The sequence below is a fragment of the Mesorhizobium sp. WSM4887 genome, assembly GCF_029625865.1.
In the GTDB taxonomy this organism is placed as follows: Bacteria; Pseudomonadota; Alphaproteobacteria; order Rhizobiales; family Rhizobiaceae; genus Mesorhizobium.
Genome location: NZ_JARTVP010000002.1, coordinates 105,317 through 119,331, shown reverse-complemented (window position 1 = coordinate 119,331; position 14,015 = coordinate 105,317). Strand labels below are relative to the sequence as shown.

Below are 14,015 nucleotides of genomic sequence, written 5' to 3'. Positions count from 1 at the left end.
GCCACGGGCCCTGGCGTGTCCGGCGGATGCGCAAGAACGCCGCGGTTTTATTTTGCGTATGATCGAAGGCGGAAACCAATTAGGTTTTTCGTCAAACTACGCCGGAAGGAGTTGCGAATGAGACGCGTCGTAGTGACAGGCCTCGGCATTGTGTCGTCGATCGGCAACAACGCCAATGAGGTGCAGGCCTCGCTTTACGATGCCAAGTCCGGCATCAGCTTTTCCAATTCCTTCGCCGAGCACGGTTTTCGCTGCCAGGTATGGGGCGCGCCGACGCTCGACCCGTCGGCGATGATCGACCGCCGCGCAATGCGTTTCCTGAGCCAAGGCGCTGCCTGGAACCATGTCGCCATGGATCAGGCGATCGCGGACGCCGGGCTCGGCGAGAGCGACATCACCAATGAGCGGACCGGCATCGTGATGGGCTCCGGCGGACCGTCTACCAGGACCATCGTGGAAGCCGCCGAAACGACGCTCAAGAACAGCAGCCCGAAGCGGATCGGTCCGTTCGCGGTGCCGAAGGCGATGTCGTCGACCGCTTCGGCCACCTTGGCCACCTGGTTCAAGATCCACGGCGTGAATTACTCGATCTCGTCCGCCTGCTCGACCTCCGCGCACTGCATCGGCAATGCCTGTGAGCTGATCCAGTGGGGCAAGCAGGATATGATGTTCGCCGGCGGCCACGAGGATCTCGACTGGACGATGTCGGACCTGTTCGACGCCATGGGCGCCATGTCGTCGAAATTCAACGACAAGGCATCGGCCGCTTCGCGCGCCTATGATATCAACCGCGACGGCTTCGTCATCGCCGGCGGCGCGGGCGTTCTGGTGCTGGAGGAGCTGGAGCACGCCAAGGCACGCGGCGCCAAGATCTACGCCGAGATCGTCGGCTACGGCGCGACCTCCGACGGCTACGACATGGTGGCGCCGTCCGGCGAAGGCGCCGTGCGCTGCATGCGGCAAGCCCTTGCAACCGTCTCGACGCCGGTCGACTACATCAACACGCACGGCACATCGACGCCGGTCGGCGATTCCAAGGAAATGGGCGCCATCCGCGAGGTGTTCGGCGACCAGATGCCGTATATCACCTCGACCAAGTCGCTGACCGGCCATTCGCTCGGCGCCGCCGGCGTCCAGGAATCGATCTACTCCATCCTGATGATGCAAGGCGGCTTCATCGGCGAGAGCGCCCATATCGAGGAGCTCGATCCCGAATTCGAGGGCATGCCGATCGTGCGCAAGCGCATCGACAACGCCAAGATCGACACCGTCCTGTCCAATTCCTTCGGTTTCGGTGGCACCAACGCAACGCTGATTTTCCAGCGCTATTCCGCATAAGGATTGCCTTTTATGGAAGGGTTGATGAAGGGCAAGCGCGGGCTTGTCATGGGGGTCGCCAACGATCATTCGATCGCCTGGGGCATCGCCAGGAAACTGTCCGAGCACGGGGCGGAGCTTGCCTTCACCTATCAGGGTGACGCCTTCGGGCGGCGGGTCAAGCCGCTGGCCGAGAAGCTCGGGGCCTCGCTGGTCGTGCCTTGCGACGTCGAGGACAGCGCCTCGGTCACCGCAACCTTCCAGACGTTTCGCGAAGCCTGGGGCGGCCTGGATTTCGTCGTTCACGCCATCGGCTTCTCCGACAAGAACGAGCTCAAGGGCCTCTACGCCGACACCAGCCGCGACAACTTCGTCCGCACCATGGTGATCTCCTGCTATTCCTTTACCGAGATCGCCCGCAATGCCGCCGCGCTGATGACCAATGGCGGCTCGATGATCACGCTGACCTATGCCGGGTCGGTGCGGGTCATGCCGAACTACAATGTCATGGGCGTCGCCAAGGCCGGACTGGAGGCGAGCGTGCGCTATCTCGCCAACGATTACGGCCCGCGCGGCATTCGGGTGAACGGCATCTCGGCAGGACCGGTGCGGACGCTCGCCGGCTCAGGCGTATCCGACGCACGCCACATGTTCTCCTATCAGCAGCGCAATTCGCCGCTACGGCGCACCGTCACCATCGACGAGGTTGGCGGCTCGGCGCTCTACCTGCTGTCCGATCTATCTTCGGGAGTCACAGGCGAGATCCACTATGTCGATTCCGGCTATCACATCGTCTCCATGCCGACGCTAGAGGAACTGAAGCAGAACGACGGCCTCCGCGAATAATTCGCTAACGAAAAAAGCACCTTCCAGTAAAATTGGAGGCATTGGCGGAAACCCATTTTAAGGAGGTATCCGCTAAACGGCCCTGTAGTTCAGGGACCTTGCATGTCTGCAGTCAGCAACCCGAAGCGAACACCGCTGTTCCGGCTGATCACCATCGCCAGCTCGGCCATGGGCAGTTTTATCCTCGGACTCTGGGGGTTGCGCTTCGGCTTCGGCGACGGCCTGGCCGGCATGTCTGCCGGGACGATGGCGGCTATCATCGCCGCGCTCTGTGCCCTTTCCGCCGGCGGCGCCGCGATGTCCTTCTTCGCAGGCATCGATGAATCGGCCGAATACGTCTTCAAGGAAACCCATTTCGACAAGATGACCGGCCTGCTGACGCGCCAGGCGATCGTCGGAAAGGTCGCGGCGGCGGCAGCGGAAACGCTGGAGACCGGCGAACCGGTCTACTTGATCGATATCGACATCGACCGCTTCAAGCAGATCAACGACGCCATCGGCTACAGTCATGGCGACGAGCTGATCCGCGCCTTCACCAAAAGGCTGAAGGAGAGCATGCCGGAGGATGCCGTGATCGGGCGGCTCGGCGCCGGCGAATTCGCCGTGCTCTTGCCAGACCGTGAGATCCGGGGATATCTCGAACGGTTCCTCGAAACATTCATCAACCGCATGATGGAGCCCTACCAGCTCCAGACGCATCTGCAGTCGGTCAGCATGTCCGTCGGTATCGTGGCGATGCCGAAGGACGGCGTCGATCCAGTGCTCATCCTTCGCCGTTCAAACCTGGCGCTGCAGAATGCGCGCGCAAGCGGCATCGGCAACTGGTCGGTCTTCCACGCCGACATGGGCCGCGTTGCGGACCACCGGCAATGGATTGAATCGGAGCTGAAAACCGCCTTCGACCGCGGCGACTTCAGCCTCCACTACCAGCCGCAATTCGACCTGCAGGGCGGCCGTGTCGTCGGCTATGAAGCGCTGATCCGGTGGAAGCATCCGGAACGCGGCATGATCCCGCCGATGGAATTCATTCCGATCGCCGAGGAAACCGGCATGATCAACCCGATCGGCGAATGGGTGCTGCGCAAGGCTTGCAGCGACGCCCAGTACCTGCCGGAGGATTGCTTCGTCGCCGTCAACATCTCGCCGGTCCAGTTCATGACCAGGGACTTCGTCGGCATCGTGCGCCAGACCATGGCATCGACCGGCATCAAGCCGTCGCGGCTGGAACTCGAAGTCACCGAAACGGCGATGATGCAGGACCGCGACCGCGCGGCCGTCATCCTGCGGCAACTCGCCGAGATGGGCATCTCGGTCGCCGTCGACGATTTCGGCACCGGCTATTCCAACCTGAGCTATCTGATCGACTTCTCGTTCGGCAAGCTGAAGATCGACCGCTCCTTCGTCAGCCGCATCGATACCGATTCCAGCTCGGGCGCTGTCGTCTCGACCATCGTCGGGCTATCGCGGGCGCTCGGCGTCGGCATCATCGCCGAAGGCGTCGAGACCGAGAACCAGGCGACGCTGCTGAGAGCCGCCGGTTGCGAGGTCGTGCAGGGCTATCTGTTCGGCCGCCCCGCGCCGCTCGAGATCGAGCTCGGCGCGTTGCGCCCTGTTCATGCCAGGCGCGAGCCGGCACGCCTCGTCAGCCTGCAGTAGGGCGCTGCATTCTTTTCCTGGAGCAATCACGGGGACGGAAAACCGTCTCACGCGCTTTTCCTGGAGTTGCTTTTAACGCCGCGCCGAAAACACCTTGAACATGCCATCGCGCGCAACCTCGGCGTGACTGGAGAAGGCTCCCGCCAGCACCTGTTCGTAGGGCAACTGCCGGTTCGCCACCATGAACAGGCGTCCACCTGGTTTCAGTGCCTTTGATGCCGCGCGGATCATGCCAGCGCCGATGCCCGGGTCGGCAGCCCTGCCGCTGTGGAAGGGCGGGTTCATGACGATCGCGTCGTAACCTCGCTCGACCGTTTCGGTCAGCAGATCGGTCCAGAAGAAGCGCGGCTCGACAGCGGTTGCGGGGATATTGACCCTTGCCGCCTCCAGGGCCTCGAAATCCGCTTCGTAGAGGTCGAGACCGGACAGCCCTGTCGAGCGTTCCATCACTTCGGCCGCCAGATAGCCCCAGCCGGCACAGAAATCGGCGACATTGCCCGCAAGCCCCTGCGGCAGGCTGTCCAGCAGAAGCTTCGATCCTGCGTCGACCCGATCGAAGGAGAACATGCCGGGCGCGGTGCGGAAGCGGCCTTCGACGACCAGATCGGGGTTGGCGGCGCGAAGCGCCCGGGCCGCATCCATGCCGGCCCGGCGGAACCAGAAGGCGACGCCGTGATGCTTCGGCAGGTGGGCTTCGAGCGGCGACAGCGCGCCCACGCGCTTGCGCAGGCTATCGATGCCGTCTTCCTTGCCGCCAGCGACGACGATCAACCCGCCGGGCGCGACGCGCTCGATGGCTTCGGCGATGCGCAGCTCGTTCTGGCCGCGATGCCGGCCGGCCAGCACAAGGGCAGCATCGAAGGCCGAGCCTTCCGCCTGCGGCGTGACCGAATAGCCGGCTGCCTGCAGAGCACGAAAATGCGGCCGAAAACCTTGCACGAGATGCAGCGCCGCAGTGACGCCGCCGGGCAAACGGAAACCAGGCTCAGCGCCAAGAAAGAGGATCCGGGCATCGCTTCGCGGCCAAGGCAGCGCTTCGGCCTCGAACGGATAGAACAGCGTCTTCAGCGGCTCAGCGGCCATTCACCTACCCTTGAAGGGCGCTTGAAATAGAAACGGGCGCGACCTTGCAGCGCGCCCGTTTCAATCATGCGGTCAGGCCAATCAGGCGGCGTCTTCCTCGCCTTCCGGCTTCTTCTTTTCCTGAACGATTTCCTTGCCGGTCGCCTGGTCGACGACCTTCATCGACAGGCGCACCTTGCCGCGCTCGTCGAAGCCCATCAGCTTGACCCAAACCTTGTCGCCTTCCTTGACGACGTCGGAGGTCTTGGCGACGCGCTCATTGGCGAGCTGCGAGATGTGGACGAGGCCGTCGCGCGGGCCGAAGAAGTTGACGAAGGCGCCGAAGTCGGCCGTCTTAACGACGGTACCTTCGTAGATCTCGCCGACTTCCGGCTCGGCGACGATGGTGTGGATCCACTTCTTCGCCGCCTCGATCTCCTTGGCGTTGGCCGACGCGATCTTGACCGTGCCGTCATCCTCGATATTGATCTTGGCGCCGGTCTTCTCGACGATCTCGCGGATCACCTTGCCGCCGGAGCCGATGACGTCGCGGATCTTGTCGGTCGGGATGTGCATGACCTCGATGCGCGGCGCAAATTCGCCGAGCTCGGCGCGCGAGGAAGATATGGCATGCGCCATCTCGCCCAGGATGTGCAGCCGGCCTTCCTTGGCTTGGCCGAGCGCGATGCCCATGATCTCCTCGGTGATGCCATCGATCTTGATGTCCATCTGCAGCGAGGTGACGCCGTTGGCGGTGCCGGCGACCTTGAAGTCCATGTCGCCGAGATGATCCTCGTCGCCAAGGATGTCGGAGAGCACCGCGAAGCGCTCGCCTTCCTTGATCAGGCCCATGGCGATGCCGGCCACGGGCTTGGCGATCGGCACGCCGGCATCCATCAGCGCCAGCGAGGTGCCGCAGACCGTCGCCATCGAGGACGAGCCGTTCGACTCGGTGATCTCCGAGACGACGCGCAGCGTGTACGGGAACTGGTCCGCCGAAGGCAGCATCGGGTGGATCGCGCGCCAGGCAAGCTTGCCGTGGCCGATCTCGCGGCGGCCCGGCGAGCCCATGCGGCCGGTTTCGCCAACCGAATAGGGCGGGAAGTTGTAGTGGAGGAGGAACTTCTCCTTGTACATGCCGGTCAGCGAATCGACGAACTGCTCATCCTCGCCGGTGCCGAGCGTGGCAATGACCAGCGCCTGAGTCTCGCCGCGGGTGAACAGCGCCGAACCATGGGTACGCGGCAGGACGCCGACTTCGGCGACGATCTTGCGCACGGTCTTCAGGTCGCGGCCGTCGATGCGCGAGCCGGTGTCCAGGATGTTCCAGCGTACGACCTTGGCCTGGAGCTCCTTGAAGACGCTTGCGATCTGCTCGGAGGAGTATTTCGGATCCTCGCCTTCGGCCGGCGTGAACGCGGCCTTGACCTTCGCCTTGACGGCGTCGACGGCCGCGTAACGGGACTGCTTCTCGATGATCTTGTAGGCGTCGCGAAGCTCGTCGCCGACAACCTTCAGCATCTCGCCTTCGAGCTGCGAATGGTCCGGCGCGGTGAAGTCGCGCGGATCCTTGGCGGCGACCTCGGCCAGCTTGATGATGGCGTCGATCACCGGCTGGAAGCTTTTGTGACCGAACACGACGGCGCCGAGCATGAGCTCCTCGCTGAGCTCCTTGGCCTCGGATTCGACCATCAGCACGGCGTCGGCGGTGCCGGCGACGACGAGGTCGAGCTTCGATTCCTCCATCTCGTCGATATGCGGATTGAGCACATACTCGCCGTTGATGTAGCCGACGCGGGCGCCGCCGATCGGGCCCATGAAGGGCACGCCGGACAGCGTGAGCGCGGCCGAGGTAGCGACGATCGACAGGATGTCCGGATCGTTCTCGAGATCGTGCTGGACGACGGTGACGACGATCTGGGTGTCGTTCTTGTAGCCGTCAGCAAACAGCGGGCGGATCGGGCGGTCGATCAGGCGGGAAACCAGCGTTTCCTTCTCGCTCGGACGGCCCTCGCGCTTGAAGTAGCCGCCCGGAATTTTGCCGGCGGCATAGGTCTTTTCCTGGTAATTGACGGTGAGCGGGAAGAAATCGAGGCCGGGCTTCGGCTCCTTCATCGAAACGACGGTGGCGAGAACCACGGTCTCGCCGTAGGTGGCGAGCACCGCGCCGTCAGCCTGGCGAGCGATCTTGCCGGTTTCCAGGATGAGCGGACGGCCGCCCCATTCGATTTCCACTTTGTGTTGATTGAACATATCTTGTCCTTCATGTGCGGAAAGGGCCGCGCCGTCTCAACGGTCGCGGAGCATCCCTTCCCTGGCTTCCTTCGGGCAGCCACGGGCAAGACAACGGGAAGCTCGACAGGTGGCGATTGCCGAGCGAGCATCCTGCAATCCTGCCCCATGACCGTCCATGGGCGGTTCCGAACGGCCCTTTGCGCTTCCGGAACCGGGTCTGGCCGACCGGTCGGCCGGTCCTTTGCGCACGACGCCGGAAACCCCTGTTTCCGAGACGCGCCATGCGCGAATGCGAATTTCGAGAGCGCGGCGCGCTCCACTCCAGCATCGGGCACCGGAGCGACCGGTCCGCCAATGCGCGACCGGCGGGCTCTCCGCAGAGAGCCCGCCGGTCAATTCGTCAGCGACGGAGACCGAGCTTGTCGATCAGCGTCTGATAGCGCGTGTCATCCTTGCGCTTGAGGTAATCAAGCAGGCTGCGGCGCTGGGAAACGAGAGCAAGCAAACCACGGCGGGAATGGTTATCCTTCTTGTGGTCCTTGAAGTGCTCCGTCAGGTTCTTGATGCGCTCGGAAAGGATGGCAACCTGGACTTCCGGGGACCCGGTATCGCCCTTCGCGGTCGCGAATTCGGCCATCAGTTCTTTTTTGCGATCGGCAGTAATCGACATCGTGTTTTTCCTTATCTGTTCGAGGAAACGGGACGCCCTCAGCCGGGATGTCGTCCAGCAGGGGCCGGTGCAAGCAGCGCGTCAGGGCGCGAAGCTGCCGCGCATATAGTGCAATTTCCCGCAAAACACCAGACTAATTGTCAAGCCGGCTTGTCGCATGTCCTGCCGCAAAAACAGAGGGTTCTGCTGCTACAGCCACTTCTTCCATTTGAAGAAGGCGACGAGCCCGACAGCAACGACCAGCATGAACAAAAGTGCCGCCGGGTAGCCGTAGTAGGCCTTGAGCTCCGGCATGTTCCAGGGCGAGCTATCCGGGTCGAAGTTCATGCCCCAGACACCGACGAGGAAGGTGAGCGGCATGAAGATCACCGAGACGATGGTCAGATAGGAGATGACGTCGTTGGTGCGTGCCTGGGTCAGCGACAGATGCATTTCGATCAAGCCGGTCAGCATGTCGCGCTGGGTCTCGACCAGTTCGATCAGCCGCAGCGCATGGTCGAGCGTGTCGTTGAAGAATATCTTGGTCTCGGCCTGCACGAAGGGCACGTCGTTGCGGATCAGCGTCGCCAGCGCGTCGCGCATCGGCCACAGAACGCCCTTCAGCACATTGGCGTCGCGCCGCAATTCGTGCAACTGCCGCATCTGGTGCTTGTGGGGCGTGTTGAGCATCTGGTCTTCGATGCCGTCGACCAATTCGCTCACCGTCTCGATCGGCGGGAAATAGCTGTCGACGATGGCGTCGATCAGCGCATAGGCGAGATAGTCGGCGCCGCGCGAGCGCAGCCGGTTGGGCATGGGAGCCGCGATGCGCTTGCGCACTGGATCGAACGGGTCGCCCTCGCGCTCCTGAAAGGTGACGACGAAATTCTCGCCGAAGAACACCGCGATCTGCTCGTAGCGATGCGCGGCGACATCGTCGATCATGCGCATGACGACGAAGGCGTGGTCCTCGAAGAAATCCACCTTCGGCCGCTGGCCGGTGTTGACGACATCCTCGAGCGCCAGCGGATGAAGGTCGAAAATCCGGCCGATCTCTTCGATCAGCGGGATGTTCGCGAGCCCCGTGCAATCAAGCCAGACGACCGGCCAGCGGTCGCAATGGGTGTTGAGCTCGTCGATGCTGGCATTGTCGATGGTTTTGTATTTCTCCGGCGAGATCAACGTCAGCCGAAGCTCGCTGCGCCGCGCCGCCGGATCGGCGATCAAGGTGCCGGGCGAAGCGCCGACCGGCGGCCGGCGGATTTTCAGCGGCGCCCGCTTTCCGACGGTCTCAGCCATTGCCACAATCCTCTGGGCCATAATCCTCTGGGCCATGATTCCTCTGGGCCATGATTCCTCTGGGCCATGAGCTCCCCTGGGGCGCGACGTCATAGCAGTTCGGGGATCGCTGAACTGCTCTAACCGTCGGTTTTCATGCAATTCCGACGAGAACCGTTACACGTTTTCCTGGAACTGCGAGCCGAAACTAGCCGAGTGCCGTCAACCGGCAAAGACCCGCTTGGGCTTGAACATGCCCTGTTCGATGGCGCCGATGGCGACGAGCTTGCCGCGCGCCGTGGCACAGGCCTCGTCGGCCTCGACCGGCGCGTCGCGCCCTCGAATGATGACGGGATTGCCGAGGCGGATCTTGGTCGCGGCGTCGTCGCTGACGGCGACCTGCGGCAAGCAGTCAAGCGCTGCGGCGGTCTCGACCAGCAGCGCATCGATGGCGCCGAAATCGACCGGCACCTCGGCTTCTTCGTCCGAATTCTCATCCGTCTTGCCGCCGAAGCGCGCCGCTTCGAGCTCGGCGACGGTGACGAAATCGTCCGCCGTGAACGGCTCGACCTCGACGCGGCGCAACTCGGAGATGTGGCCGAAGCAGCCCAGATCGCGACCCATGTCGCGCGCCAGCGAGCGCACATAGGTGCCCTTGCCGCACTCGACCTCGAAGACGGTTCTATCGACACCGTGCTCGACGATGTCCAAACGGCCGATTTCGATCTCGCGGGCGGGAATGTCGACCGTCTCGCCGTCGCGGGCAAGATCGTAGGCGCGCTCGCCGGCAATCTTGACGGCAGAGAATTGCGGCGGCGTCTGCATGATGACGCCGGTGTATTTCGGCAGCAGCGCCCGCACCTCGGCCTCGGCCGGGCGGCGGTCCGAGCTGTTCGTCACCGGCCCTTCGAGGTCGTCGGTCGACCGCTCCTCGCCCCAGGCGACGGCAAAGCGGTAGACCTTGGCGCCATCCTGCACGTAAGGCACGGTCTTGGTCGCCTCGCCGAGCGCGATCGGCAGCATGCCGGAAGCCAACGGGTCGAGCGTGCCGGCATGGCCGGCCTTCTCCGCTTGGAACAGCCATTTGATCTTGGAGACGGCTTCGGTCGAGCCCATGCCGACCGGCTTGTCCAGCACCACCCAGCCGGAGACCGGCCGGCCCTTCTTCTTGCCGCGGCGCGCCACCTATTCCTCGTCCTTGTCGTTGTTTTTATTCTGGTGGTCGAGATCGCGCGCGACCTCGGGCGATTTCAGCAATTCGTTGATCCTGGCGAAATTGTCGAAAGACGTATCGAGCCGGAAGCGAAACTCGGGCATGTACTTCATCTGCCTGAGCGCGCCCGAGACGCGGCCGCGAATGAATTTCGCATGCCTGTTGAGCGCCCCGACCACGGCATCGGCGTCGCCGACACCAAGCGGAGAAACGAAAGCGGTGGCGATCTTGAGGTCGGGCGACATGCGTACTTCCGAGACCGAGACGACACTGTTCTCGATCACCGGGTCGATGATTTCGCCGCGCTGCAGGGTCTCGGATAGGGCGTGACGCACCTGCTCACCGACGCGCAGCATGCGCTGGGAGGGGCCTGATGTTGTCGAACGGGACATTTTTCTTCAGTCCTGAAATCGTGAAGCGCGGGATGGGACCGCGCCACATGTCTCAACTACGAAACAAGGATCTCGGGCGGCAGCCTTGCGGCCGCCGCCCGGTGAATTCCGGCAAGTATATCCGAAATTAGAGCGTCCGGCTCACCATCTCGACGCGGAAGCACTCGATGACGTCGCCGACGCGCATGTCCTCGTAGTTCTGGAAGGCCATGCCGCATTCCTGACCGCCCGGCACTTCCGAAACCTCGTCCTTGAAGCGCTTCAGCGTCTTCAGCGTGCCTTCGTGGACGACGACGTTGTCGCGGATCAGGCGCACGCCCGCGCCACGCTCGACCTTGCCTTCGGTGACGCGGCAGCCGGCGATCTTGCCGACCTTCGAGATGTCAAAGATCTCGAGGATCTCGGCATTGCCGATGAAGGTCTCGCGCCGCTCGGGCGAGAGCATGCCGGAAAGAGCTGCCTTCACGTCATCGACGAGGTTGTAGATGATCGAATAGTAGCGGATCTCGATGCCGGCAGCGGCAGCAGCCGTGCGCGCCTGCGCATTGGCGCGGACGTTGAAGCCGATGATCGCAGCGCCCGAGGTCTCGGCAAGCGAGACGTCGGTCTCGGTGATGCCGCCGGCGCCCGAATGAACGATCCGTACCCTGACCTCGTCGTTGCCGAGCTTTTCGAGCGCAGCGTTGATCGCTTCGATCGAGCCCTGCACGTCGCCCTTGATGACCAGCGGAAACTCCTTCAGCCCGCTCGCTTGCAACTGCGACATCATCTGCTCGAGCGAGCCGCGCTGGCCGGCATGCTTGGCCACCGCCTTCTCGCGCGCCAGGCGCTGGCGATACTCGGTGATCTCACGCGCACGCGCCTCGTTGTTGACGACCGCGAAGCGGTCGCCTGCCTGCGGCGTGCCCTGGAGGCCGAGCACCTCGACCGGCATTGCCGGCGGCGCTTCCGGCACATGCTCGCCGCGATCGTTGACCAGCGCGCGGACACGGCCCCATTCGTTGCCGGCGACGATGATGTCGCCGGGCATCAGCGTGCCGGTCTGCACCAGCACGGTGGCGACCGGACCGCGGCCCTTGTCCAGCTGCGCCTCGATGACCGCGCCTTCGGCGGTGCGGTCGGGATTGGCCTTGAGGTCGAGGACTTCGGCTTGCAGCAGAATCGCTTCCAGCAGCTTGTCGAGATTGGTGCCCTTGGTCGCCGAAACCTCGACGTCCAGCACCTCACCGCCCATCGATTCCACGAACACTTCGTGGCGCAGCAGTTCAGTGCGCACCTTCTGCGGGTCGGCGTCGCGCTTGTCGATCTTGTTGATCGCCACGATGATCGGCACGCCGGCCGCCTTGGCGTGATTGATCGATTCGATCGTCTGCGGCATGACGCTGTCGTCGGCCGCCACCACCAGCACGGCGATGTCGGTCACCTGGGCGCCGCGAGCGCGCATCGCCGTGAAGGCGGCGTGGCCGGGCGTGTCGATGAAGGTGATCTTCTGACCGTTCTTCTCGATCTGGTAGGCGCCGATATGCTGGGTGATGCCGCCGGCCTCGCCGGAGACGACATTGGCGTTGCGGATGGCGTCGAGCAGCGAGGTCTTGCCGTGGTCGACATGGCCCATGATGGTCACCACGGGCGGACGCGACACCAGGTCTTCCGGACGGTCGGCGATGTTGAACAGGCCTTCCTCGATGTCGGACTCGGCGACGCGGCGGACCGTATGGCCGAATTCGGAAGCGACCAGCTCGGCCGTATCGGCGTCGATGACGTCGCCCGGCTTCAAGATCTGGCCCTGCTTCATGAAGAACTTGACCACGTCCACGGCGCGCTCGGACATGCGCTGCGCCAGTTCCTGGATGGTGATGGTTTCGGGCAGGATCACTTCGCGCATGACTTTCTCGCGCGGCTCGTTGTGCATCGCGCGCTTGAATTTTTCCTGGCGGCGGCGCATCGACGACAGCGAGCGGCCGCGCGCATCTTCATCCGACAGCGCGGTGTTCAGCGTCAGCTTGCCGCGGCGACGGTCTTCCTCGCCCTTGGTCGGCTTGGCCGGCCGCGCGACTTCCGGCGTGGCCAGACGGCGCACAGGCGCTCCGGCGCCGGCACCACCAGGGCGCCGCGGCTTGACCTCCTCTTCCTCGTCGGCCGTGGCCAGCTCGGCGGCTTGCGGGGCGCGGCGGCGCGCTTCTTCCTCGGCGCGGCGGCGGGATTCGGCCTCGGTTTGCAGACGTGCCTCCTCCTCGGCCTGACGGCGGGCGGACTCCTCACGCTCGCGCTTGCGGCGCTCTTCCTCCTCGGCGCGGCGCTTGGCCTCTTCCTGGGCGCGCTGACGATCTTCGATCTCACGCGCCTTGGAGCCTTCGAGCGCCCTGCGGCGCGCTTCCATCTCGCCGCGCGACAACTCGTTCAGCACCATTCCGGAGCGTTCCGGCTGCGGCGGCGCCTTCGGCGCTTCCGGCACGGCAGGCGCGGGTGCCGCGGCTGCGGGCTTCGGGGTGAAGACGGACGGCGCCACCGGCTCCGGCTTGTCGCCGGGCAGCGAGAACTTGCGCTTCTTGGTCTCGACCACGACCGACTTGGTGCGTCCGTGCGAGAAATTCTGGCGCACGGTGCCCTGCTCGAGGCCAGGGCGCTTCAGCGTCAAGGTCTTCTTCGGCGTAACGCTCAACGTCTTGTCGTCGCCCGATTTCGTATCGCTCATTCCATATCCTCTGCGGCATCATCATCGTCAGCAACGGCCGCAAGCATTGCCAAATCGTCCGGGGTTCCGCCCCGATAACGGTCGAGCGCAACCATGCGCTTCTCAACCGCCTTACCCGCATCCTGCGCGAGGACGGCAGCATGTATCACATTTGTACCCCCCAATGCCAAGCTCAACTCGGCTTCGGGGAAAAGTTTGTAGGCCGGTGTAGCGGGGCCGCCGAGATGAACGGTTGCCCGCCGCGCCTGACTGATCTTGCGCACGCCGTCGTCCGAGGCTTCCCTCGCGTGCAGCACGAAGAGCGCCTGCCCGTCGCGCACGGCAGCCTCTACCTTGGCGGCGCCCAGTACGACCGCTCCGGCCTTGCGAGCAAGACCCAACATGCCCAGGGCGGATCTGGAAAGCAGCCCGTCGACCATGTCGCCGAGTTCGGCTGGAACGGTGACCTGCGCCTTGAAAGCGCGGGCAAACAGGTTCTTCGCCGCTGCCTTGTCGATATGTAGGCGATCGGCGGTGACCCAGCAACCGCGGCCGGGCAGATTTCGCTTGATGTCCGGAACGACGGCCGAATCCGGGCCGACGACGAAGCGGATCAGTTCATCCGCTTCGGCCTGCCTGCGCGTGACGATGCAAGTGCGATCGTTCATGTCGTCCACGGGTTTTGCGATTGGT

Annotated in this window: 11 protein-coding genes; 3 read left to right on the top strand and 8 right to left on the bottom strand. The window is 63.9% G+C overall.

What is annotated here, in order from left to right:
* Positions 1-117: 117 nt before the first annotated feature.
* The 3 genes from fabB to P9230_RS08805 all read left to right on the top strand — a co-directional run bounded on the left by fabB (position 118) and on the right by P9230_RS08805 (position 3,819).
* On the top strand, positions 118-1,338 hold the full coding sequence (gene fabB, locus P9230_RS08815) for a beta-ketoacyl-ACP synthase I (RefSeq protein ID WP_067324542.1): 1,221 nt from the start codon (positions 118-120) through the stop codon (positions 1,336-1,338).
* Between the two features lie 12 nt (positions 1,339-1,350).
* Positions 1,351-2,163 carry an enoyl-ACP reductase FabI gene (gene fabI / locus P9230_RS08810; RefSeq protein ID WP_278118496.1) on the top strand — a complete coding sequence of 271 codons (813 nt, stop codon included), beginning with the start codon at positions 1,351-1,353 and terminating at the stop codon, positions 2,161-2,163.
* 102 nt (positions 2,164-2,265) lie between these two features.
* Positions 2,266-3,819 carry a bifunctional diguanylate cyclase/phosphodiesterase gene (locus P9230_RS08805; protein ID WP_067324539.1) on the top strand — a complete coding sequence of 518 codons (1,554 nt, stop codon included), beginning with the start codon at positions 2,266-2,268 and terminating at the stop codon, positions 3,817-3,819.
* A 72-nt stretch (positions 3,820-3,891) separates the two neighbouring features.
* Here the strand turns inward: P9230_RS08805 and P9230_RS08800 are convergent, their stop codons facing one another.
* The 8 genes from P9230_RS08800 to P9230_RS08765 all read right to left on the bottom strand — a co-directional run bounded on the left by P9230_RS08800 (position 3,892) and on the right by P9230_RS08765 (position 13,990).
* A complete protein-coding gene (locus P9230_RS08800; RefSeq protein WP_127247638.1) occupies positions 3,892-4,902 on the bottom strand; it encodes a class I SAM-dependent methyltransferase in 1,011 nt (336 codons plus the stop codon).
* Positions 4,903-4,983: 81 nt separating this feature from the next.
* Positions 4,984-7,134: a polyribonucleotide nucleotidyltransferase gene (gene pnp / locus P9230_RS08795; protein WP_095824224.1), complete on the bottom strand. Its 2,151-nt coding sequence runs from the start codon at positions 7,132-7,134 to the stop codon at positions 4,984-4,986.
* Between the two features lie 382 nt (positions 7,135-7,516).
* Positions 7,517-7,828 (bottom strand): 30S ribosomal protein S15, encoded by a 312-nt coding sequence (rpsO, locus tag P9230_RS08790; RefSeq protein WP_275955123.1) that lies wholly within the window; start codon positions 7,826-7,828, stop codon positions 7,517-7,519.
* A 147-nt stretch (positions 7,829-7,975) separates the two neighbouring features.
* A complete protein-coding gene (gene corA, locus P9230_RS08785; protein ID WP_095824402.1) occupies positions 7,976-9,070 on the bottom strand; it encodes a magnesium/cobalt transporter CorA in 1,095 nt (364 codons plus the stop codon).
* A 195-nt stretch (positions 9,071-9,265) separates the two neighbouring features.
* Positions 9,266-10,228, bottom strand: a complete 963-nt coding sequence (gene truB, locus P9230_RS08780; protein WP_278118492.1) for a tRNA pseudouridine(55) synthase TruB — start codon at positions 10,226-10,228, stop codon at positions 9,266-9,268.
* The gene (gene rbfA, locus P9230_RS08775) at positions 10,229-10,648 is read right to left on the bottom strand and encodes a 30S ribosome-binding factor RbfA (RefSeq protein WP_067324535.1); all 420 of its coding nucleotides are present in this window, start codon (positions 10,646-10,648) and stop codon (positions 10,229-10,231) included.
* 127 nt (positions 10,649-10,775) lie between these two features.
* Complete coding sequence (gene infB, locus P9230_RS08770; RefSeq protein ID WP_095828019.1) at positions 10,776-13,343, bottom strand: translation initiation factor IF-2; 2,568 nt, start codon at positions 13,341-13,343, stop codon at positions 10,776-10,778.
* Entirely contained in the window at positions 13,340-13,990 is a 651-nt protein-coding gene (locus tag P9230_RS08765; protein WP_095777502.1) for an RNA-binding protein, read from the bottom strand. Before P9230_RS08765 ends, infB begins: the two co-directional genes overlap by 4 nt.
* Between the last annotated feature and the right edge of the window lie 25 nt (positions 13,991-14,015).